This is a genomic window from Mesorhizobium maamorense (assembly GCF_044998965.1).
GTDB lineage: Bacteria > Pseudomonadota > Alphaproteobacteria > Rhizobiales > Rhizobiaceae > Mesorhizobium.
Map to the genome: position 1 here is coordinate 4,341,099 of NZ_CP173356.1, position 22,154 is coordinate 4,363,252.

Annotated in this window: 20 protein-coding genes; 15 read left to right on the forward strand and 5 right to left on the reverse strand. The window is 63.6% G+C overall.

Annotation, left to right across the window (positions count from 1 at the left end; genetic code table 11):
• Positions 1-175: 175 nt before the first annotated feature.
• The 4 genes from ACIU1A_RS21700 (at position 176) to ACIU1A_RS21715 (ending at position 5,868) form a co-directional block, all read left to right on the forward strand.
• Entirely contained in the window at positions 176-1,351 is a 1,176-nt protein-coding gene (locus ACIU1A_RS21700; protein ID WP_404925248.1) for an MFS transporter, read from the forward strand.
• A 95-nt stretch (positions 1,352-1,446) separates the two neighbouring features.
• Positions 1,447-2,502 carry a succinylglutamate desuccinylase/aspartoacylase family protein gene (locus tag ACIU1A_RS21705; protein WP_140657054.1) on the forward strand — a complete coding sequence of 352 codons (1,056 nt, stop codon included), beginning with the start codon at positions 1,447-1,449 and terminating at the stop codon, positions 2,500-2,502.
• Between the two features lie 222 nt (positions 2,503-2,724).
• Positions 2,725-4,914, forward strand: a complete 2,190-nt coding sequence (locus tag ACIU1A_RS21710) for an anthranilate synthase (protein WP_404925249.1) — start codon at positions 2,725-2,727, stop codon at positions 4,912-4,914.
• An 87-nt stretch (positions 4,915-5,001) separates the two neighbouring features.
• A complete protein-coding gene (locus ACIU1A_RS21715; RefSeq protein ID WP_404927991.1) occupies positions 5,002-5,868 on the forward strand; it encodes a cation diffusion facilitator family transporter in 867 nt (288 codons plus the stop codon).
• A 339-nt stretch (positions 5,869-6,207) separates the two neighbouring features.
• Here ACIU1A_RS21715 and ACIU1A_RS21720 read toward each other — a convergent pair whose 3' ends face one another.
• Entirely contained in the window at positions 6,208-6,411 is a 204-nt protein-coding gene (locus ACIU1A_RS21720) for an antitoxin (RefSeq protein ID WP_404925250.1), read from the reverse strand.
• Positions 6,412-6,519: 108 nt separating this feature from the next.
• Entirely contained in the window at positions 6,520-7,611 is a 1,092-nt protein-coding gene (locus tag ACIU1A_RS21725) for a hypothetical protein (protein ID WP_404925251.1), read from the reverse strand.
• Positions 7,612-7,714: 103 nt separating this feature from the next.
• Here ACIU1A_RS21725 and ACIU1A_RS21730 point away from each other — a divergent pair, with 103 nt between their 5' ends.
• The 4 genes from ACIU1A_RS21730 to ACIU1A_RS21745 all read left to right on the forward strand — a co-directional run bounded on the left by ACIU1A_RS21730 (position 7,715) and on the right by ACIU1A_RS21745 (position 10,799).
• The gene (locus tag ACIU1A_RS21730; protein ID WP_140524937.1) at positions 7,715-8,152 is read left to right on the forward strand and encodes a DsrE family protein; all 438 of its coding nucleotides are present in this window, start codon (positions 7,715-7,717) and stop codon (positions 8,150-8,152) included.
• Between the two features lie 67 nt (positions 8,153-8,219).
• Entirely contained in the window at positions 8,220-9,011 is a 792-nt protein-coding gene (locus tag ACIU1A_RS21735; protein ID WP_140672479.1) for an SDR family NAD(P)-dependent oxidoreductase, read from the forward strand.
• Between the two features lie 63 nt (positions 9,012-9,074).
• Positions 9,075-9,383, forward strand: coding sequence for a putative quinol monooxygenase (locus ACIU1A_RS21740; protein ID WP_140496083.1), 309 nt, complete (start codon positions 9,075-9,077; stop codon positions 9,381-9,383).
• 312 nt (positions 9,384-9,695) lie between these two features.
• Positions 9,696-10,799: an AbrB family transcriptional regulator gene (locus ACIU1A_RS21745; protein WP_404925252.1), complete on the forward strand. Its 1,104-nt coding sequence runs from the start codon at positions 9,696-9,698 to the stop codon at positions 10,797-10,799.
• Between the two features lie 40 nt (positions 10,800-10,839).
• Here the strand turns inward: ACIU1A_RS21745 and ACIU1A_RS21750 are convergent, their stop codons facing one another.
• The gene (locus ACIU1A_RS21750) at positions 10,840-11,916 is read right to left on the reverse strand and encodes a siderophore-interacting protein (RefSeq protein WP_140496086.1); all 1,077 of its coding nucleotides are present in this window, start codon (positions 11,914-11,916) and stop codon (positions 10,840-10,842) included.
• Positions 11,917-12,457: 541 nt separating this feature from the next.
• On the opposite strand from ACIU1A_RS21750, the gene leuA reads away from it, so the two are divergent.
• The 4 genes from leuA (at position 12,458) to ACIU1A_RS21770 (ending at position 18,013) form a co-directional block, all read left to right on the forward strand.
• Positions 12,458-14,194 (forward strand): 2-isopropylmalate synthase, encoded by a 1,737-nt coding sequence (gene leuA, locus ACIU1A_RS21755; RefSeq protein WP_140624202.1) that lies wholly within the window; start codon positions 12,458-12,460, stop codon positions 14,192-14,194.
• A gap of 182 nt (positions 14,195-14,376) precedes the next feature.
• Complete coding sequence (locus ACIU1A_RS21760; protein WP_140524941.1) at positions 14,377-16,152, forward strand: hypothetical protein; 1,776 nt, start codon at positions 14,377-14,379, stop codon at positions 16,150-16,152.
• 329 nt (positions 16,153-16,481) lie between these two features.
• Positions 16,482-17,285 carry an alpha/beta fold hydrolase gene (locus tag ACIU1A_RS21765; protein ID WP_140518309.1) on the forward strand — a complete coding sequence of 268 codons (804 nt, stop codon included), beginning with the start codon at positions 16,482-16,484 and terminating at the stop codon, positions 17,283-17,285.
• Between the two features lie 110 nt (positions 17,286-17,395).
• Positions 17,396-18,013 carry a hypothetical protein gene (locus ACIU1A_RS21770; RefSeq protein WP_140496090.1) on the forward strand — a complete coding sequence of 206 codons (618 nt, stop codon included), beginning with the start codon at positions 17,396-17,398 and terminating at the stop codon, positions 18,011-18,013.
• Here the strand turns inward: ACIU1A_RS21770 and ACIU1A_RS21775 are convergent.
• Positions 17,997-18,920, reverse strand: coding sequence for a metallophosphoesterase (locus ACIU1A_RS21775; protein WP_140496091.1), 924 nt, complete (start codon positions 18,918-18,920; stop codon positions 17,997-17,999). The two genes, ACIU1A_RS21770 and ACIU1A_RS21775, sit on opposite strands and share 17 nt — an antisense overlap.
• A gap of 53 nt (positions 18,921-18,973) precedes the next feature.
• Between ACIU1A_RS21775 and ACIU1A_RS21780 the strand changes: the two genes are divergently transcribed.
• Positions 18,974-19,471 (forward strand): NUDIX domain-containing protein, encoded by a 498-nt coding sequence (locus ACIU1A_RS21780; protein WP_140556147.1) that lies wholly within the window; start codon positions 18,974-18,976, stop codon positions 19,469-19,471.
• A 1-nt stretch (position 19,472) separates the two neighbouring features.
• Here ACIU1A_RS21780 and ACIU1A_RS21785 read toward each other — a convergent pair whose 3' ends face one another.
• The gene (locus ACIU1A_RS21785) at positions 19,473-20,459 is read right to left on the reverse strand and encodes a glutathione S-transferase family protein (protein ID WP_404925253.1); all 987 of its coding nucleotides are present in this window, start codon (positions 20,457-20,459) and stop codon (positions 19,473-19,475) included.
• Between the two features lie 287 nt (positions 20,460-20,746).
• Here ACIU1A_RS21785 and ACIU1A_RS21790 point away from each other — a divergent pair, with 287 nt between their 5' ends.
• Both ACIU1A_RS21790 and ACIU1A_RS21795 read left to right on the forward strand, forming a co-directional pair.
• Positions 20,747-21,283, forward strand: a complete 537-nt coding sequence (locus ACIU1A_RS21790; RefSeq protein ID WP_140728529.1) for a GNAT family N-acetyltransferase — start codon at positions 20,747-20,749, stop codon at positions 21,281-21,283.
• A 59-nt stretch (positions 21,284-21,342) separates the two neighbouring features.
• Complete coding sequence (locus ACIU1A_RS21795) at positions 21,343-22,104, forward strand: 3-hydroxyacyl-CoA dehydrogenase (protein WP_140564028.1); 762 nt, start codon at positions 21,343-21,345, stop codon at positions 22,102-22,104.
• Positions 22,105-22,154 lie beyond the last annotated feature (50 nt).

A 22,154-nucleotide genomic window follows, 5' to 3' on the forward strand; every position in this document is an offset into this window, starting at 1 on the left:
CGGTTCGGCCGCTCGGCCGGGTTCGGTCAGGGTCGTTTAGGCAGCACGGCATAAGCACCGCTGCCAGTGCCTCTTTGCTCTCCGCTTTCTGCATTGCTGCATTGCGGCAATGGCGCTTGTGCGCCATGGGGCGCTCGCGCAGTTTCCATTTGAACCGATTCAGTCTGGACCTCCCATGCCTTTGCCGATCCTTGCGCTTGCCATTGCGTCCTTCTGCATCGGCACCACCGAATTCGTCATCATGGGCCTGCTGCCGGAGGTCGCCGCCGACCTCGGCGTGACTATTCCCGCTGCCGGGCTGCTGGTCACGGGCTATGCGCTGGGCGTGGTCTTCGGCGCGCCAATCGTGGCGATGGCCACCGCGCATCTGCCGCGCAAGCCGGTGCTGGTCGGACTGGCCGCACTGTTCGTCGTCGGCAACCTGCTCTGCGCCATCGCGCCCAATTACTGGATGCTGATGGGCGCGCGCGTCTTCACCGCCTTCGGCCACGGCGCCTTCTTCGGCATCGGTTCGGTCGTCGCCGCCAGCCTGGTGCCCCGCAACAAGCGTGCCAGCGCCATCGCGCTGATGTTCGCCGGCCTGACGCTGGCCAACATTCTCGGCGTTCCCGCCGGAACGGCGCTTGGCGAAGCCTTCGGCTGGCGCGCCACCTTCCTGGCGGTGGTCGGCATTGGATTGATCTCGGTCGCGGCGATCGCCTGGCTGGTGCCGTCGGATGTCACCGAGCCGAGCGGTGGCGGCCTGCGCGGCGAATTGCGCGTGCTCGGCAAGCTCCAGGTGTGGCTGGCCATGCTGATCGCGGCGCTCGCCTCAGCCAGCCTGTTTACCGTCTTCACCTACATCAAGCCTTATCTCACCGACGTGTCCGGCCTCTCGACTTCAGCGGTCACCTGGGTGCTCTTGCTGTTCGGCGCCGGCATGACCATCGGCAACATCATCGGCGGCCGGCTGGCCGACTGGAAGTTGATGCCGACGGTCATCGGCACGCTGCTGCTGCTGGCGGTCCTGTTTGTCGGCTTCATGCAGTTCGGCGCCATCGCCAGTGTCGCCGTAGGCATCGTCTTCGTGTGGGGCATACTCGTCTTCGTCGTCGTGCCGCCGCTGCAGATACGTGTCGTGGAAGCCGCTTCCGAGGGACCGAACCTTGCCGCCACGCTGAACCAGGGCGCCTTCAACGTCGGCAACGCCAGCGGCGCCTGGATCGGCGGCGTGGCGCTCTCCTGGGGCGTTTCCTATGCCAACCTGCCGCTGGTGGGCGCAGCACTCGCTCTGCTGGCGGTCGCCGTGGCCGTTGCCTCGCAGGCACTGGACCGGCGCGCTCCGGCCGTCGCTCTTCAGCCTGCCGCGTAGTAGCTGCTTGCGCCCATAGCGCGACAGCCTGGACCAATCGACAAGCGCACGATCGAAGAGGCATGTCCTTCTCGCCTCTCGACGGAGAAAAGACCATGCAGAAATCGATCGAACGCATAGCCGGCGACAGCGAGGGCGTTTCCTATGAATTCCCGCTGTTTCGCTTCGCTGGAACCGACAAATCCGCGCCTTCGGCCTATCTGCAGGCAGCACTCCATGCCGGCGAACTGCCCGGAGTCGTCGCCATTGATGCACTGATGCCGATGCTGGCCAGGGCCGAGGCGGAGGGGCGCATCAAGGGCGACATCACCATCGTGCCCTGGGCCAATCCGATCGGCCGCGCCCAGTATCATTTCGGCGAACATCAGGGCCGTTTTCATCTGGGCACGCGCACCAACTTCAACCGCGGTTTTCCGCTGCTCGCCGCGCCCGACACGGCACTCCTGCCCGACACCGCGCACGGCACGCCCGACCAGCGGCTGAAGACGAGACTGGTGCAGCTTTCACTCGGCCACGACATCGTGCTCGACCTGCATTGCGACGACGAGGGTCTTTCCTACCTGTATGTCCACACCAGCCTGTGGCCGGCAATGGCCGACTGCGCCGCCGCCATGGGCGTCGAGGCGGTGGTGCTGTGGAGTGAAGACACGGACGGCACTTTCGAGGGCGCCTCGATCATGCCCTATCAGAACGTTCCCGCCGATGTGGCGAAGCTCGGCCGGCGCGTCGTCACGACGGTCGAATATCGCGGCATCCTCGATGTCGATGGCGCGTTCGCGGCGTCGGACGCCGCGGGGCTCTACCGGCTGCTGGTGGCGCGCGGCGTGGTCGCCGACCCGGCCCTGCCCTCACCCGGTGCCTTCACCGGGGTTGTCGCACCGCTCGAAAACATCGACATGATGCCGGCGCCCCGGGCAGGTGCCGTGCTTTACGACGTGGAGCCCGGCGACCGCGTGGCCAAGGATACGCGGCTTGCCGTCATCGTCCACGCACCGGGCGAAGCCGATGGCCGCACCGAGGTGTTCGCGCCGCAGGCCGGCATCGTCCTGACCCGGCGCTCGCGCCGTATCATCCGCGCCGGCGAGGATCTGTTGAAACTGGTGGGCGACAGGAAGAGCGCCGACGCAAGGTCCGGCACACTGGAAGATTGAGCCTCCACCGAATCCAGTTGCGCGGTCGCTCAATCGCCGCTATGGGAATCGCCATGAACATGCGTTCGATCAAGACCGTTTGGTGGTGGGCCTGCTGACAGCGGCCTGTTCGAACGCGTGCGCGTGAAAAGAGAGGGTGGCCGCAGCGGAATGTCCGGGCGGCCATTTGTTTTTTCCAAGCCATTCCCGGGTCCGTTGCCCAAGAAGCTGATGGAGACGGCAATGACGATGAAGGTTCTGGACAACGGCGCAGAGAGTTTTGTGACCGGGGGTGGCATCACCATCACCCGCGAGCGCCACGACCGGCCCTATGAAGGCGCCATCGACGCCTATGTCGACGGGCTGAATGCGCGCCGGGGCGCGGTGTTCTCTTCGAACTATGAATATCCCGGCCGCTATACGCGTTGGGACACCGCCATCATCGACCCGCCTTTGGTGATCTCGGCGCGTGGCCGGTCCATCCGCATCGAGGCGCTGAACCGGCGGGGCGAGGTGCTTCTGCCGGTCATCGTCAAGACGCTCGGCGATATCGCCGAGATCACGATCGCCGAGGCGTCGAAAAAGCTGATCCGCCTCGACGTCGCCAAGCCGGGCCGCGTCTTCACCGAAGAAGAACGCAGCCGCGTTCCTTCCGTCTTCACGGTTCTGCGCGCCATCACCGCCTTGTTCAAGACCGCCGAAGACGCCAATCTCGGCCTTTACGGCGCCTTCGGCTACGACCTCGCCTTCCAGTTCGATCCGGTCGACTACAAGCTCGAACGCAAGCCAAGCCAGCGCGATCTCGTGCTGTTCCTGCCCGACGAGGTCCTGGTCGTCGATCATTATTCGGCCAAGGCCTGGACCGATCGATATGACTACGCCGGCAAGGGTTTTTCGACCGAAGGCCTGCCGCGCGACGAGATCGCCGAGCCGTTCAAGACCGCCGACCGTATCCCGCCGCGCGGCGACCATGAACCCGGCGAATACGCCAATCTTGTGCGCCGCGCGATGGACAGCTTCAAGCGCGGTGACCTGTTCGAGGTCGTACCCGGGCAGATGTTCTACGAACGCTGCGAGACCCAACCCTCCGAGATTTCGCGCAAGCTGAAGTCAATCAACCCCTCGCCCTATTCCTTCTTCATTAATCTGGGTGAAGGCGAATACCTGATCGGCGCTTCGCCCGAAATGTTCGTGCGCGTCAACGGCCGCCGTGTCGAGACCTGCCCGATCTCGGGCACGATCAAGCGTGGCGACGACGCCATTTCCGACTCAGAGCAAATCCTGAAGCTGCTCAATTCCAAGAAGGATGAATCCGAGCTCACAATGTGCTCGGATGTCGACCGCAACGACAAGTCGCGCGTCTGCGAGCCGGGTTCGGTGCGCGTCATCGGCCGCCGCCAGATCGAGATGTATTCGCGGCTTATCCATACGGTTGACCATATCGAGGGCAGGCTGCGCGAAGGCATGGACGCCTTCGACGCGTTTCTCTCGCACGCCTGGGCGGTGACCGTCACCGGCGCGCCGAAACTATGGGCCATGCGCTTCATCGAGCAGAACGAGAAGAGCCCGCGCGCCTGGTATGGCGGCGCCATCGGCATGGTCAATTTCAACGGTGATATGAACACCGGCCTGACACTGCGCACCATCCGCATCAAGGACGGCATTGCCGAGGTGCGTGCTGGCGCCACATTACTGTTCGACAGCATTCCCGAGGAAGAAGAAGCCGAAACCGAACTGAAGGCCTCCGCCATGCTCTCCGCCATCCGCGACGCCAAGACGGGCAATGCCGCCAGCACCGAGAGCACCACCGCGCGCGTCGGCGACGGCGTCAACATCCTGCTCGTCGACCATGAAGACAGCTTCGTCCACACGCTGGCCAATTACTTCCGTCAGACCGGCGCCAATGTCTCGACCGTGCGCACCCCCGTGCCGGAAGAAGTTTTCGACCGGCTGAAGCCGGATCTCGTCGTGCTGTCGCCTGGTCCCGGCACGCCCAAGGATTTCGACTGCGCCGCCACCATCGGACGAGCGCGCGCCCGCGAGCTGCCGATCTTCGGCGTCTGCCTCGGCCTGCAGGCGCTGGCCGAGGCCTATGGCGGCGAATTGCGGCAGCTGCATGTGCCGATGCACGGCAAGCCGTCGCGCATTCGCGTCTCCAAGCCCGGCATCATCTTCTCCGGCCTGCCCAAGGAAGTCACCGTCGGCCGTTACCATTCGATCTTCGCCGATCCGGTGCGGCTACCCGACGATTTCGTGGTCACCGCCGAGACCGAAGACGGCGTCATCATGGCCTTCGAGCACCGCAAGGAGCCAATCGCCGCCGTGCAATTTCATCCGGAATCGATCATGACGCTCGGCCACAATGCCGGCATGCGCATCATCGAGAACATCGTCGCCCACCTGCCGCGCAAAGCCAAGGACAAGGCCGCCTAGAGACGATGGTCGAAACGCGGGACACGACGGCGATCGCGGCGAAGGCCGCGACCAGGCGAAAAGGTCGCAAGGCTTGCCTTCTGGTCGATCGTCGTCGCTTGCGTGGTGCTCGCACTCAAGCTTGCCGCCTGGTACATCACCGGTTCCGTCGCACTCTATTCGGACGCGCTGGAATCGATCGTCAACGTCATCGCCTCGGCCGCCGCTTTCTGGGCGATCCAGGTGAGCTACAAGCCAGCCGACCAGGACCATCCGTTCGGCCACCACAAGGCCGAGTATTTCTCGGCCGTCCTGGAAGGCGTGCTGATCGTGGTGGCGGCACTCCTGATCCTGAACGAGGTCTGGCAATCCTGGCTCAACCCCGTCCCGCTCCAGCAGCCATGGGAAGGCCTTGCCGTCAACGGTGTGGCGACGGTCATCAACGCTTTCTGGGCCTGGGCGCTGATCCGTACAGGGCGCAACGCAAGATCGCCGGCACTGGTCGCCGACGGCCAGCACATCATGACCGACGTCGTGACCTCGGTCGGCGTCTTCGCCGGCCTTGTCGGCGCGGTGCTGACCGGATGGCAGATCCTCGATCCGGCGCTGGCCGTGATCGTCGCGCTCAACATTCTTTGGCAGGGCTGGCATGTTATCGGCTCGTCGATGAACGGGCTGATGGACCGCGCCGTCGATACCCAGGAGCACATGCGCATCCGCGACATCATTTCGGCTAATTGCAAAGGCGCGCTCGAAGTGCACGACCTCAAGACACGCATCGCCGGCCGCGCCACCTTCATCGAATTCCATCTGGTCGTCGATGCCGACATGTCGGTTGGCGCCAGCCATGTCATCTGCGACCGCATCGAGGATTCGCTGCAGGCGGAAATCCCTTCCGTGCGCGTCACCATCCATGTCGAGCCCGATGATGAAGCCAAGCTGCCCAAGGGCACGACGGCGGTGCCGTTCGCGTGAGGCAGTTCACCACGTCTCGATTGACAGAGCTTTGATCCGCTCGAAGTCCCGGATATTGCGGGTCATCAGCGTAAGATTCCGCGAGCGCGCCTGCCCACCAGTCAACGCATCGTAGGGACCAATTGGAGTTCCCAATGTGGCAAGCGTTGCCCTCCGGCATGTCTCGCATCTTCCCGATCGAATTCGAGCACAGGAAACTGCAGAGCTTCGATACGCGCCAAATTTTCGACACAATAGGCGAGACGGCAAAGTCCTGCGGCCTATGCCGTTTCAGCAGGCAAGCAGACCCTCATCGCCCCTTCATGACCGCGATGACGGCATTGGTGTCGAGCAGGTAGATCACTTGAAGACGTCTTCCAAGGCAGGTCGATCCTGCCCGTCCTGACGTTCCAGTGCTGCCTGGGCGAAATCATCATCAAGCGGTCCAATCACTTGGTCGAGCCACGCCCAGTCCTGCGCAAGCGGTTCCAAGATGACGGTTTGCCCGTGACGGCGTATCGAGACCTCCTCTGTGTCGAAACGGAACTCCTTCGGCAGGCGCACGGCTTAGGACCTGCCTGACCAGAACACTTTCGCTTTGTTCATCGTGCTATCCTCAAATGAGATATAGCAAAGATATATCCCTTCGTGCTGACCTAACCAGGGCTCCGCTTAAGGCGCGCAAGCCGATTGCGGCATCGGTTCCAGCCGGTAGATCTTGTCGTCCGACTTCGTCTTGCCGTCGGCTGCCTGTGAACAGAAATCGACGATCGCAAGGCTGTTGTTGGGATTGGCCAGCATCATCATGCCGTTGGCGCCGCGCTTGAGGAAAATCTCCTTCTGCGTGATATCGCAGGAGAAATCGCTCATCTTCGAGCTCGCCGCGCAGCGCCACTGGTCGGCCTCGCCCTGGCAGGAATAGACCTGCGTGACCTTGCCCGACTTTTGTCGCGTCGTGACCGAAACGGCGATGTCGGCGCCGTCAGGCCAATTGGCAAGGTCGCCGCCCGCCGCGAATGAAGCCAGTTCGACCGGCCCACGGAACACGCGGATCGACTGCGTCAGTTGGTCGGGATGCGAACCGAAATGCGCGGCATCGTAGTCGCGTCCGTAGCAGAAGGTCTGGTCGGGCTTCAGCCGGTCGCGCAGCGGCGGACCCATCGCCGGGTCGATCGGGTCGATGCGGGCGAACTCCGCCTTGCAGGTCGCTGCCGGCATCGGGTCGAGGCGGAAATTGTCGTCCCGCGACCCCAGCGCCTGCCTGTCGTATTCAGTCGTGCCGAGTTCCTCCTCGGAACCGGCATCGAGATAAATATCGGGCTGCAGGTCCGAAAGGATCAGCCGGCCCTTGTCGTCGACTTTCAGCGACGCCAGCGTGCGGTCGCATTCCATGCCGCAATGGATCGGGTTTGATGCGCCATCCTCGGATTGGTGACTACACCAGCCGCCGGCCCATTCCGGAGCCTTGGCGCCACGCACCGTGGTGGTGACGAAGCCATTGTAGGACCTGCCGGCATTCGCGGCCGGTTCCTCGTTCGGCCTGCTGACCGGATCATGGCCGTAGTAGAAGAAGATTCGGGCCACCTTCTGCTCCGGATGCGCCTTGAGGTGCTTGGCATCGTAGATGCGGCCGAAACAGGCGTCCTGACCGTTGGGACTGAGTTCGGTGAGCTTGGCCGCCTCGTCGGCGAAAGCCGTCGCGCCCAGCAGGCTCAACAAGGCCGCTCCGGACAGGACGCTTGCCAGTCTGTGTTCGAACGCCATGTGACCCCTCCGCATCGGCAGGACGCGACGCCGATTTATGCTACACTCGGCGTCGCGGCCACGCAATTCGCGGCCATCTGTCAACCCGGGGGGAACCATCGCCATGCGTCGACGCGACATGTTCCGCGCGATTCTCGTCGGAGCCGGCACGCTGATTGGACTGCGGGTGGCGCAAGCCGCGGCCACCGAGGCCACGAGATTGAAGGTCGCCTATCATCTCAGTGACCTCGACAAGGTCAATTTCGTGCTGGGCAACATCAAGAACCATTACGAAGGCACCGGCGGCAATGTCGATATCGCGCTGGTCGTCCATGGTCCGGCTCTTGCCGGTTTCAAGTCGAAGGGCATATCGGCGGCGATCTCCGGTCGTTTCACCGGTCTCGTCCAGCAGGGGCTCGATCCGCATGCCTGCGCCAACACCATGCACGGCATGGATATTTCGCTCGCCGACCTGCTCGACGGTTTTCATGCGGCCGACAGTGGCGGCGTCGTCAAGCTCGCCGAACTGCAAAGCCAGGGCTATGCCTATCTCAGGCCTTGAAGCTGCATGGACTGAATGCAAGGGTAGCAAGACCAGCTAAGAACCGCGAAATCCCGGAGAAACGACAGTGCCAGCGACAACCACTCCCCTCGGGCTTGTCATTCCCGATCTCGCCGGCAAGGCGGTGCTGGTCACCGGTGCCTCGACCGGCATCGGCGCGGCACTCGCGTTGGCTTATGCGACGCAGAAATGTCTGGTCGCACTGCACTACAATTCCAGCCGTGACGCCGCCGAGAAACTTGGCAAGGCCATTCGCGACAATGGCGGCGAGGTGCTTCTCGTCCAGGGCGATTTTTCCCTGGCCGCCGACGTCGAACGCGTCGTCGAGGACAGCGCGCAGCATTTCGGCCGCCTCGACGGGCTGGTCAACAATGCCGGCGGGATGCTCGGCCGCGTGCCCTACGCCGAGCAGACAGAGGCGCATTACGACGCGGTGATGGATCTCAACGCGCGTTCGGTGCTGACCGCCTCGCGCAAGGCGATGCCGTGGCTGAAGAGACAAGGCGGCTTCATCGTCAACACCTCCTCGATCGCCGCCCGCAACGGCGCCGGCGGTGGCGCCGGGCTTTACGGCTCGGCCAAGGCTTTCGTCTCCAACGTCACGCGCGGCATGGCCAAGGAACTGATCGGCTTCGGCATTCGCGTCAACGCGGTGGCACCCGGCACCATTCTCACGCCGTTCCACGAACGCTACTCGACCGAAGAGCAGATCAGGGGCATGGTTGCCACCATTCCGCAGGGGCGCGCCGGCACGGCTGAAGATTGCGTCGGTGCTTATCTGTTCCTCTCCTCCGATCTGTTGAGCGGCTACATCACCGGCCAGGTGATCGAGGTGAATGGTGGCCAGTTGATGCCTTGAGCCGCGACCTGCATACTGACGAACGGTATACTCTTGTCGAAAACGCTGAAGGGAGACGAAGGGATGTACGGTCTGATCGGCAAGATGCGGGCGGCCCGCGGCCAGCGCGACGCTGTCATGGACGTCCTGCGCGCCAGCACCGGCGCCCTGCCCGGCTGCCTGAGCTATATCGTTGCCACCGACCCGGCCGATGCCGATGCCATCTGGGTCACAGAAGTGTGGACTGACCAGGCAAGCCACAAAGCCTCGCTGCAGCTTCCCGAAGTCCAGGCGGCCATCGCCAAGGCGAGGCCCTTCATCGCCGGCTTCGAGTTCCAGGTGGAAACCAACCCCGTCGGCGGCTTTGGATTGGCTGACGACAAGACGGGCTGATCCGGGTGGACGACTCGACGCAGATCGTAAACATTAGCGATGCGAAGGCCAATCTTTCACGTCTCGTTTAGCGAGCCGCCAACGGCGAACCTTTCATTATCGCCAAGGCTGGCAAGCCATTGGTCAAGGTCATTCCTATGGATCAATCGGTGCCGGTACAATCGCGACGGGTTGGCAGTTTTCGGTGTCCGACCGTTTCGATCGCATGAGCGGTGGAGAGATCTAGCAACTGTTCGGCACAGACATCTGAGGCGATCGCTTTTCGATGCAGCGGGGGTTCGCATACCTTACCGCTCAGTCTAAGACCAGAACATGGATTCCTCGCCCAAGCAGCCATTTCCGGGCCAGCCGGCCGTCGAGCGCATGGCGCGCATGCGCAAGCCTTGGCAATGGCTGGCCCTCCTCGTCGTTTCCGTGCTGTTTGCCGGTGCGCTCGAACTGGCCGCGCTGCCGGCGGCGCTGCTCATCGGGCCGATGCTGGCGGCCATCGTCGCCGGCACCAACGGCGCCACCGTGCGCGTGCCGCGGCTTCTGTTCGGCTCCGCCCAGGCGATCGTCGGCTGCCTCATCGCCGCTTCGATCTCGGCCGACATTTTTCGCGTCTTCTATGCCGAATGGCCGCTGTTCCTCGGCGCAGTGACAGCCACCGTCGCGGCGTCCAGCCTGCTCGGCTGGCTGATCAGCCGGTGGCGCATCCTGCCCGGCACGACCGCCGTCTGGGGATCCTCCCCAGGCGCGGCCACCGCAATGGTGCTGATGGCCGGCGCCTTCGGCGCCGACCAGCGCCTCGTCGCCTTCATGCAGTATCTGCGTGTCATCTTCGTCTCGATGACGGCGGCCATTGTCGCCAAGATGTGGGTCGACACGTCAGGCGTCGAAATCCCGCCGATTATCTGGTTTCCGCCGATCGATGCCCAAGCCTTAGCAGCAACCATTGGCATCGCGCTGGTCGGCGGGCTGGCGGGAAGGCTTTGCCGGTTGCCTTCGCCCTCCTTTCTGGGCACCTTCATCTTCGGCGCGGTGATCCACCTTGGCCTCGGCGTGCCGATGCAATTGCCGCCCTGGCTGCTGGCTGTCAGTTACGCCATGGTCGGATGGTCGATCGGGCTGAACTTCACCAGGCCGATCCTGCGCCATGCGACACGGGCCCTGCCGCAGATCGTCGCTTCGATCGTGGCTCTGATCGCCTTTTGCGGCGGCCTCGCCTTCATGATCAGCCATCTGCTCGGCATCGATCCGCTGACCGCCTATCTCGCGACCAGCCCCGGCGGCATGGACAGCGTCGCCATCATCGCCGCCGCCGCCCAGAACGTCGACATCTCCTTCATCATGGCGCTCCAGTCGGCGCGTTTCCTGATCGTGCTGCTTGTTGGCCCGAGCATCGCGCGGCTGGTAGCGCGCGCGGTGAAGGAATAGGCTGCTCCGCCCCGGCTGCCGGCATACTTATGGATCGATCCTAATCCTCGTCGTCGCCCTCGGCCTGCGCGTCGCGACGCCAATAGGCCGTTACCAGGTGCCGGTCGCGGCCCAGGCCCCACTCCTTGCGCACGATCTTGCGGATCTCGCGGAAGTCGGTGAACTCGCATCCGGCCCAGACGTAGAGGCTATCGGCAAGCGCCATGTGGCTGCGCTCGCGCAGGGCGGCCGCCAGCAGGCCGGCGGTGCCGGCCGCGCGGTCGTGCCGGTAAAGCCAGGTGATTTCGATGTTGTCGCCTTGCGCCAGCGCGATGCGGTCGTCCGGGCCATCGACCTCGATGAGCGCCTCGACGCGGGTTGACGGCCGCAGTTCCTCCAGAATCCGGCCAATTGCCGGCAGCGCTGTGTCGTCGCCGACCAGCAGCAGGGTCGGCGCCGTCGGCGTCTCGCCGCCGCTTGGCCCGATCATGCCGATGACGTCTCCCGCCACCGCGTTCTGAGCGAATGTGGCGGCGGGCGTGTCATAGCCGGGGTGCAGCACGAAATCGACATCGAGCCAACCGCTTGTCGGATCCACCGCCCGGATCGTGTAGATGCGCACGGTGAGCGCATCCTCACCGGCAGGCCACACAAGCAGGCCGTCGGCGCCCATCGAGGGCCAAACGGGCGGCCTGCCCCGCGGCGGCAGCAGCAGCCGGATGTGCAGGCCGCCATGAGTAAACCGGCCAAGATCATCGCCTGCAAAGCGCAGGCGCTGCATATGCGGAGAAATCCGCGTTGACGACACAACCGTGATTTCGCGGAAGAAGAGTGGGGTGCCGGTGTCGCTGCCGTCGCCTTGCCAGCGCAGTCCGCTCGTCGTTCCAAGGTGCTGCGCGACGTGGCCGGCGACCGTCATCTTCATGTAGGACAGGCAGGTTTCGTCTACGGCCGAGACGCGGATCAGCATGGAGTCGCCCTCGAGTGCCGCGCTCAGCGAACCGTAGTACAGGCGAAGTTCCCATCGATCGGCAACACCGGTCTCGACCTCGAATTCGCTGTGCTCGGTGCGCAGCCGGTCCATCACCGACCTGATCGCCGCATCGCTGATCCGGGTTTGCGCTCGCAGTTGGTCCATCGTTCGCGTCTTTCGAAACGGTTTGAAGCAATCGGCCGCAGGAGGGCCGCGCCGGCAGCGGCATGCCATAGACGTTCCGAAGTTTCCACAGAAACTTGAATACATAGGTCATCTTATATATTGAACCGCTACGTCCCGTTGGCGGCCAGGTCCGGCCTCGGCCTGTTGGAAGGGCACGCACGTCGGCGACGACGTCAGACGGAACGTGGCCCGGCACGCGCCCGACTGTCGGCATGGCTTTCGGTACGGCTTGCCTCCGGCTGGCCGCTCCTGTATGAAAACCGCCATGAACACGCGCGCCACCACCGCTTCCCGTCAGACCGGCTTTGCCGGCGAGACCGTGCGCGCGCTTGCCTCGACGCTGCTTCTTCTCGGCCTTATCGGCGATCGCCGGGTTCGCTGAAGGAGCGCCCGGCGGTCGAGCCGCCGCGCAAGCGCATGCTCCTTGGCAGTCACATCAAGCGAACGAAAAACTGGTAAAGGCGCCACTCGCCACCCATCCGCCTGAAGGCGGATTCGAGGGTCGCCGGGAGAAACGACGATGAACGCACGAGAAGAAATCCGCGTAAGCGAGGCCCCGGCGGGCCAGCAGAACGGCGGCATGCCGGACGCCGCCCGCAAGTACCAACCCTACCCAATCGTCGGCCTCACCGACCGGACCTGGCCCTCGAAAGTGATCGACAAGACGCCAATCTGGTGCTCGGTCGACCTGCGCGACGGCAACCAGGCGCTGATCGACCCGATGGGCCACGAACGCAAGGCGCGCATGTTCGCGCTGCTGCTCGACATGGGTTTCAAGGAGATCGAGATCGGTTTCCCTTCGGCCTCGCAGACCGATTTCGACTTCGCCCGCTGGTGCATCGAAGAGGGCAGCGTACCGGCCGACGTTTCGCTGCAGGTGCTGGTGCAGTGCCGGCCCGAACTGATCACCCGCACCTTCGAAGCGCTCAGAGGCGCCACCAACCCGATCGTGCATTTCTACAATTCGACCAGCGAGTTGCAGCGCCGCGTCGTCTTCGAGAAGGACGTTGCCGGCATCAAGCGCATCGCCACCGATGCCGCCAAGATGATCACCGACATGGCAGCGAGTGCCGGCGGCGGCTACCGTTTCGAATACTCGCCCGAAAGCTTCACCGGCACCGAGCTCGAAGTCGCGCTGGAGATCTGCAACGCGGTCACCGAGATCGTGAAGCCGACGCCTGACAACAAACTCATCATCAACCTGCCGTCGACCGTCGAGATGTCGACGCCCAATATCTATGCCGACCGCATCGAGTGGATGTGCCGCAATCTCGACAGGCGCGAGAACCTGATCATTTCGCTGCACCCGCATAATGACCGTGGCACCGGCGTCGCCACCACCGAGCTCGGCCTGATGGCCGGCGCCGATCGCGTCGAAGGCACGCTGTTCGGCAATGGCGAGCGCACCGGCAATGTCGACATCGTCACGCTGGCGCTCAACATGTACACGCAAGGCGTCGATCCGAAGCTGGACTGCTCCGACATCAACCGGATGAAGGATGTCTACGAATATTCGAACCAGCTGAAGATTCCCGAGCGCCATCCCTATGTGGGCGAACTCGTCTACACCGCCTTTTCCGGCTCGCACCAGGATGCCATCAACAAGGGTATGAAGGCGCTGAAGAAGGCCAACACGCCAGTGTGGGAGGTTCCCTATCTGCCGATTGACCCGGCCGACGTCGGCCGCAGCTACGAAGCCATCATCCGCATCAACTCGCAGTCCGGCAAGGGCGGCATCGCCTATGTGCTGCAGGCAGATTACGGGCTCAACCTGCCGCGCAACCTGCAGATCGAGTTTAGCCAGGCAATCCAGGCGATCACCGATGCCGAAGGCAAGGAAGTGCCGGCCAGGCGCATCTATGAGCGCTTCCTCGATACCTATGTCGACCAGCCGGGCGCCAGGCTGAAATTCCTCGATCACCACACCTATCCGGACACCGAGGTAAAGGGCCGGCGCGTTGTCGAGGCGGTCATTATCGACGACGGCAAGGAGATGACGATATTAGGCACAGGCACAGGCCCGATCGACGGCTTCGTCGATGCGCTGTCGCGCCATGTCGGCGTCGATATGTCGGTGCTCGACTATTCCGAGCACTCGATGCAGCGCGGTTCGAACGCCTCGGCCATTTCCTATGTCGAGATGGAACATCCTGACGGCAAGCTGTTCGGCGCAGGCATCAACACCAACATCGTCGCTGCCTCGCTGGAGGCCGTGGTGTCCGCCGCCAACCGGATTATCGGCAAAAGAGCCGGTTGATACAGGCCTGGAACGAATTCGGGACCATCGTCGTTTAGCGATTGGTCCCGACTTTTGTGTCATTAACCACCGGGAAATTATCCGGTGTGGTACGCGATCGCATAATACGTGTATGCTTGTACGGTGGTGCGGTAACGATATGATCGCGCCTCAACCTGTGCCGACTTCGAGAGGATCGACACTTGCAGCATGCCACGCCTGCCGCCCCCGCAGTGCGCGAGACACTGGAGCGACTGCTTGCCAGCGAAACGTTCGGGAGATCCGAGCGCGCGCGCAAATTGCTTCGCTATCTCGTCGAGCGCGAGCAGGCCGGGGAAGCCGACAGGCTCAAGGGCTTTTCCATCGCCATGGATGTTTTCGGCAAGGACGGCGATTTCGATCCGTCCACCGATGCCGTCGTGCGGGTGCAGGCGGGCCGCCTGCGCGAACTGCTGCAACATTATTTCGCCAATGAAGGCATTGCCGAGCCGGTCCGCATAGCCATTCCGCGCGGCGGTTACGTCCCGGCCTACGAACTCAATGCCATCCGCCTGCCGCAAGCAGCGGAAGCCGCCAGTCACGCAGAGCCGACAGCCAGCCTGCCCGAACAGTCCGGTGCCGCCGATGATGCCGCACCCATGGCGGCCTTGCTCGGCCAGGTTCCTGCGGCGGGCCTCTCGGTGACGCGCCATCTCAGGTTCTTCTGGATCGCGATCGCCGTGGTTATCGCCATGTTGGGCGTTCTGATCCTGCGCCAGGGCGGCGGTGCCTTGCTGGCGGGAGGCGACATCCCGGCAACGTTCGAGACCGCCGGCGAAACCGGCAGCATCACGCCGTCGCCCATGGTCGAAGCGCTGCCGCTCGTCTACATCGCCCTCAGGGCCAACACTCCCAATGCCAGTCGCGTCGCCGCATCGCTGCGTGCCGGCCTGAGCGGCTTTGACACGATCGACTTCATCGGTCGCAACACCGTCAACAAAGCCGATCCGGTCGCCGATGCGACGAGTTTCATTTTCGATATCCTGCCTGGACCAGACGCGGGCGACGTTACCATCGAACTGCAAAGCTTGGCGTCCGGACGGGTGCTGTTGTCGCGCAACCTGACCGCCGCCGACAGCGCACCAACCGTAGTCGAGGATCGCATATCCGGCATTCTCAGTGCGGCACTTCCCGCTTCTGGCACCATCTACAATTACATCGAGCAGTCCGGCGCGGAGACCGGCCTGACGCAGTGCCTGCTGCTCAACGACAAATACTATCTCGACCAGAACGCCAGGACTCACGAGACCGCCTATCGTTGCCTCGAAGCCCTTGCCAACAGTGGCGCGAAATCGTCACTGGTTTATTCGGAACTCGCCTCATTGCATTTGGAGGCCGTGACCGACCACTACGCCTACCCGCCGGACGCAACGATCGAGAAGGCGATGACGTTTGCCCATCGCGCCGTGCAGATGGGGCCGACCAGCCCGTACGCACATCGCTCCTACGGCTACATCAATTCGCGCCTCGGCAATGCCGACGAGGCCCTGCGATGGATGCGGAAGGCCCATGATCTTAACCCCTACGATCTCGCCATGGCCGCCGCCTATGGCTACGGGCTGGTTTTCGCCGGCCGGTACGCCGAAGGAACACCTCTTCTGGCGCATGCCGTGGATGCCTCGAGCGGCCACCCGACCTGGTGGGACTTTGGGCTTTTCGCCGGAGAATTAATGCTGGGCGATACCAGCAAGGCAGCGATAGCCAGCAGCGCTCTGAGAACCACTGCGGCGAAATCGCACTATCTCGCCGCCCGTCTGATCGGCGCCAAGATCGCCGGTCGGGACAACCAGGCACGCAGGCTGCTTGATGAGCTGATAACCGAATTTCCGAAATTCGCCGCCAATCCGCGCGCAACCTTCATCGACAGAAAATATCCCGCCGATCTGACCGAGCGGCTGGTCGACGCCTTGCGTGCCGCCGGGCTCTTCAACGCGAGCTAGATGTGAGCCATTCCAGGGCAGCTAGTGCCGGGTTCCCTTCCGGAGTTGCGTGAAAATGAGGACTTCAAGCGGACAGCGAGTCCATCGAATAATGAAAGGCCCAAAAGCGTTTCGCGTCGAAATGGATTCATGCGACACGCCTTAGGTCTTTTTGCTCGTGCGTGTCGTTCGCCCAAATCGAGGTCGCTTTTGGGAGCGGCATCCACCAGCAGCCGGCTCGCTGTTCGGCCAATCGCCTAATCGCGAAAATTTTACTGGCGAATGCTCTGGACTAGGAGCAATTCAGCCACATTTCCATCGCGCCTTCTCGAATAAAGCCTCAATCTTTCATGACTTCATCACTTTATGCCGACGAACGGGGTGTGGGTTCGAAGACCATCGTCCTGCTGCATGGTTTTGGCGGCAGCCACGATGTCTGGCGCGAGGTGATCTCCTTGCTGCCGCCTTCCGTACGCACATTGGCCTATGATCTGCCGGGACACGGCCTGTCGCTCGACTTTCCGTCGGCCGGACCGGCCAAGGTCGCGGCAAACGCCATCCTTGCCGACCTCTCCGCACGCGCGATCAAGCGCGTCCACCTCGTCGGCCATTCGATGGGCGGCGCGGTAGCAGCGCTGATGGCGTTGGCGGAGCCGGCAAAAGTCGCCTCGCTGACGCTCCTGGCGCCGGGCGGTTTTGGCCCCGAAATCAATGGACCGTTGTTGCGCCGCTTTGCCCGCGCGCAGGACCTGGCCGAAGTCCAGGCCTGCCTCGCCGAAATGTCCGGCCCTCGAGCCGCGCCCTCGCGTCGCATGGCCGAATTGCTGTGCGAAATGCGCGGCCGCCCCGGACAAACCGAAAAGCTCGTCGAGATCGCGGCCGCCATGACCAGGAGCGATCGACAGGGCGTCATCCCGCGCGAGCGGCTCGATGCGCTGAACATGCCGGTGATGGTGGCGTGGGGATCGGATGACGCCGTTCTACCCTTTACCCAAGTGGATGACCCGCCGGAGCGCTTCCATGTGCACCATGTGCTGGAGGCCGGCCATATGCTGGCCGAGGAAGCGCCCGACCTGATCGCCGAGATCATTCGCCGCAACAGCAATCGCCGCGTCGGGCCGCAACGGGTGAAACTGTCCGCCGCGGCCAGCTGACTTCTTCCGTCTGCGCCGCCAACGGCGACCCTTGATGCATTGATCTCGCCAGTGCATTTTGCCGGCGGCTGTGTTAACTCCATGTTAACCAAACCCGCGAGGCCACGCCCATGAAGGATGCAGGCGAAAAGATCATCGACCCGTCGAGAAAATTGTCCGATGCCATTCGCGATGTAAAGAATGCCTTTGCCGATCGCGACGACGTCGTCGTCGACATGCGCGAGGCGCATCGCATGCGGCTCGACCTTCTTGCCACCGAACTCGCGCCCGTTTTTGCCGACGTTCCCGCCGACATGGACAGTTTCGACTTCGTCGTCTCGTCCGGTCTGCAGCCGCGCCTGTGGATCGACGCCGTCAGCCATGTCGCCATGGGGCGCGACCGCCGCACCTACCGTTTCCTGAAGGACACCCGCATCGGCCGTGTGGTGCTGGCCGAATCGAGCGAGATGAAGCCGGTTGCCGATTCCGTGACGCGCTATGTCGCCGAGCGGATCGTCGAACGTCAGAGAATGATGGAGGGTGGCGTCGAGGCTGCCGTTCCCGGGATGAAGCGGCACGTGGTGCCGGAAGCCGAGCCGCCTTTGCGATCGCCACCGCGCAGCAAGGGCTGGTCGGCCGTCCTGTCCGGCCTTGGCCTGATCGCCGCAGGCGCGCTGGTGGGACTGGCGGTTTCGATCGTGCTGTTCTGGGACCGTATCGTGGCGCTGGGGCTCAGCTTGCGGCCATAGCCGGTTGCGCCCCGAGCTCGAGCGTCTGCAGATCCGAAGGTGGTATCGCCGGCCCCGTCAAGCCGCGCCGCGTCAGGCGGATGCGCCAATCGCCTTTTTCACCGTCTATGTCGAACAGATTGTACTGCGCCGCCGGAGGCTTGCCGCCGGGAGCCTGGCCGGCCGCGGCGACGCCAACCACCGGGACCTTGGCGTCGCGCGGGCCGATCTGAAACAGCGACGGCAGATGTGAATGGCCATGCAGGACGAGCTCGGCACCGTGCCGGCGAATGATTTTGTGGAAGCGGGCGATGCCGAACAGCCGCTTGTGCTGCGGGACGGCGCCCCGCACCGGCGGATGATGGATCATGATTGCACGGAACAATCCTTGCTTCGCCGTCGCATCGAGTATTTTGCGCAGCCGCTCGGCCTGGCCTTCCATGAAGAAGCCGTTGGCCATGAAGGGTGCCGTGGCACGCGCCGTGGTGATGCCGATCAACGCGACATTGCCGCGCACGCGCAGATAGGGAAACGAATTGCGATCGACCGGACTGTTGACGCCGTCGCCCGTCATCCATGCCGCCCAGGACCGGCACACCTTGTCGAAGGCGCCAGGCACATAGGCATCGTGATTTCCCGGCACCACCGACACGTCATGCGGCGAGCCGAGCGTCTCCAGCCAGTGCTTGGCCATCTCGATCTCGCCGTCGAGTGCCAGGTTGACGAGGTCCCCGGTGACCGCGAGGTGATCGGGCGCGCTGGCCTTGATATCGGCCACGATGGTGTCGATCACCGCATCGTGCATGTGCCGGCGACGGTTGCGCTGCCAGTTGACGTAGCCCAGCACCCGCTTGGAGGCGAGATCGCGATAGGTTACTTCAGGGAGTGGCCCCAAATGGATATCGGAAATATGTGCGAGCCTGAACATTTCTCCTTCATAGGCGACGCGCACGCGGCTTTCCACCCACGGTTTCGCGACTGATGACGACCGATCCCGAGAGCACTTTGCGCCAGACCGGCTGGCCGGGGCTGCGAGCCAGGCTGTTCCATCTCTACTTCGTGCTGCGGCGGCCAATGACGCTTGGCGTGCGCGGGCTCATCCACGAAACGGCCTCCAACTCCCTCTTCCTCATCCGCCACACCTATGTGCCGGGCTGGCAGCTTCCCGGTGGCGGAGTCGAGATCGGCGAGACGATGGCCGAAGCGCTGGCGCGCGAACTGGCGGAAGAGGGCAATATCACGCTGACCGCTCCGCCGGTGCTGCGCTCGATGCATTTCAACCGCCGCGCCAGCCGCCGCGACCATGTCGGCCTGTACCTGATCGAAAAATTCAGCCAGGCGGCCCCGAAACTGCCGGACCGCGAGATCGCCGAGGCCGGTTTCTTTCCGCTCGACCGTTTGCCCCAGGGTACGACCCCGGCAACGCTGCGGCGCATCGCCGAGGTTTTTGGCGGGAAGCCGCCATCACCCTATTGGTAGTTCAGGCAGCCGCCTTGGCGAACCGTGCCCTGTCATGCCCCGCGCCGTAGTCAATTTCCGGCCCCACAGGCACTATACGCGTCGGGTTGATCGTTTCGTGGCTGCCGTAATAGTGCGACTTGATATGATTGAGGTTCACCGTGCCGGCTACGCCGGGCACCTGGTAAAGATCGCGCAGATAGTTCGACAGGTTGGGATAGTCGGCGATGCGGCGCCGATTGCATTTGAAATGGCCGACATAGACCGGGTCGAAGCGCACCAGCGTGGTGAACAGCCGCCAGTCGGCTTCGGTGATCCGCTCGCCGACGAGATAGCGCTGATTCGACAGCCGATGCTCCAGCGTGTCGAGCGCGGCGAACAACTCCCCGAACGCTTGCTCGTAGGCGGCCTGCGTGGTGGCGAAGCCAGCGCGATAGACGCCGTTGTTGATGGCGGGATAGACCAGCGCATTGACCGCGTCGATCTCGCCGCGTAGCGCCTGCGGATAGAAGTCGAGGTTGGCGTCACCCCAAGCGTCGAAAACTGAATTCAGCATCCGGATGATTTCGGAGGATTCGTTGGAGACGATGGTCTCATCCCTTTTATCCCACAGCACCGGCACCGTGACCCGGCCGGAATAGTTAGGGTCGGCCCTGGTGTAGATCTGGTGCAGGAAGTCCAGGCCATAGAGCGTGTCACCTGTGGCTCCGTCCTGCGCCAGGAACGTCCAGCCATCGGCGCCCATGAAATGATGGACGACCGACACGGAGATGATGCCTTCAAGCTTCTTCAGCGCCCGGAAGATCAGCGTTCGGTGCGCCCAGGGACAGGCAAGCGAGACATAGAGGTGATAGCGACCGGGCTCCGCCTTGAAGCCGCGGCCTTCGGCAGGCGCCCCGTCACGAGTGATCCAGTCGCGCCATTGCGACTGCGCCCGCACGAATTTGCCGCCGCTGCCTTTGGTGTCGTACCAGCGGTCCTGCCATTTGCCTTCGACCAGCAATCCCATCGCTTGTCCTTTCCTGTCTAGCACATCATGTAGGGCTCCAAGTCGTTGCATGGAATCGCCGGGCGCTGAACAGATCGTCAAGCACGTCGCGGCGCCCGTTGCTCTCTACCTGCAAAACCGCCGATTGCAGCGGCGGGAAATTGATGCTAGCGGACACTCCGCATGTTCGATTTTGCTTTGATCCGGTTCGACCGACGACGAAAGGCCGCCCACGCTTGATAAAGCGCTGATTGGCGAATGCTGCCGTTTGCAGCAAACCTTTCCTCCTGTACCGGAACGCAAAGACCATGAGCCTTGCCGACGTAGAATACCTGCCGGAAACTCCGGCGCATGCCCCTCAGATCGAAGCCATCAATGACGAAGCCTTCGGGCCCGGCCGTTTTGTGCTGGCCGCCTACAAGATCCGCGAGGCCGGCGGGCATGAACGCGCGCTGTCCTTCGTCGCCATGGACGGCGATCTCGTGGTCGCATCAGTTCGCATGACCCGCATCGCCGCAGGCGCCGGACGCGCGCTGATGCTCGGGCCGCTCGCGGTGCGGCCGGCCTTCAAGAATCTCGGCATCGGCCGCCGGCTGGTGGCGATCGCGCTGGAAGCGGCCGCCAAGGCCCGAGCGCCCGCCGTCATGCTGGTCGGCGACGAGCCCTATTATGGACCGCTCGGCTTCAAGCGTATCCCGCGCGGCCAGATATCGATGCCACGCCCCGTCGATCTCGACAGGCTGCTGTCGCACGAGATCATGCCGGGCGCGGTTGCAAGGCTCACGGGCGAGGTCTGCCATGCCGACCAGGCCAGGGTCGCCGAGCACTTTGCCGCGATGGCTTGACCATTCGCGCCGATTGCGCGCCTGATCCACGCCTGACTCTCATGTGAAAGGATGACGCCATGAATCCAAACGGCGAGGTCGCGGTTGTTACCGGCGGCGGCTCCGGCCTTGGCGAGGCGACGGCGCGCGCGCTGGCCGCCAGGGGCGCCCGCGTCGCCATCTTGGATGTCGGCGTCGATCGGGCGGCCAAGGTGGCGGCCGAGATCGGCGGCATCGCCGTCCAATGCGATGTCGGCAGCGCCGACAGCGGTGTTGCCGCGCTTGCCGAGGTCGCGGCCAAGCTGGGCGAACCGCGCATCCTGGTCAATTGCGCCGGCATTGCCATCGGCGTGAAGACGATCGGCAAGGATGGTCCCCATCCGCTCGATCAGTACCGCAAGGTGATCGAAGTCAATCTGATCGGCACTTTCAACATGATCCGCCTCGTCGCCGACCGCGCCGCAAAGCTCGACCCGCTGCAGGGCGGCGAGCGCGGCGTCGTCGTCAACACCGCATCCGTCGCCGCCTATGACGGCCAGATCGGCCAGGCCGCCTATTCGGCATCAAAGGGCGGGGTCGTCGGCATGACGCTGCCGGTGGCGCGCGATCTTGCCCGTTCCGGCATCCGGGTCTGTACCATCGCACCCGGCATATTCAGGACGCCGATGATGGCCGGCATGCCGCAGGAGGTGCAGGATTCGCTGGGCGCCGCGGTGCCCTTCCCCTCGCGCCTCGGCGAGCCGTCGGAATATGCGGCCCTTGCCTTGCACATCATCGAGAACCAGATGCTCAACGGCGAGACCATTCGTCTCGATGGCGCCATTCGCATGGCTCCGAAGTAGCACTTGCCAGCCTGGCGCCATCGTCTGATAAGTGGAATCAACTTAGCAGG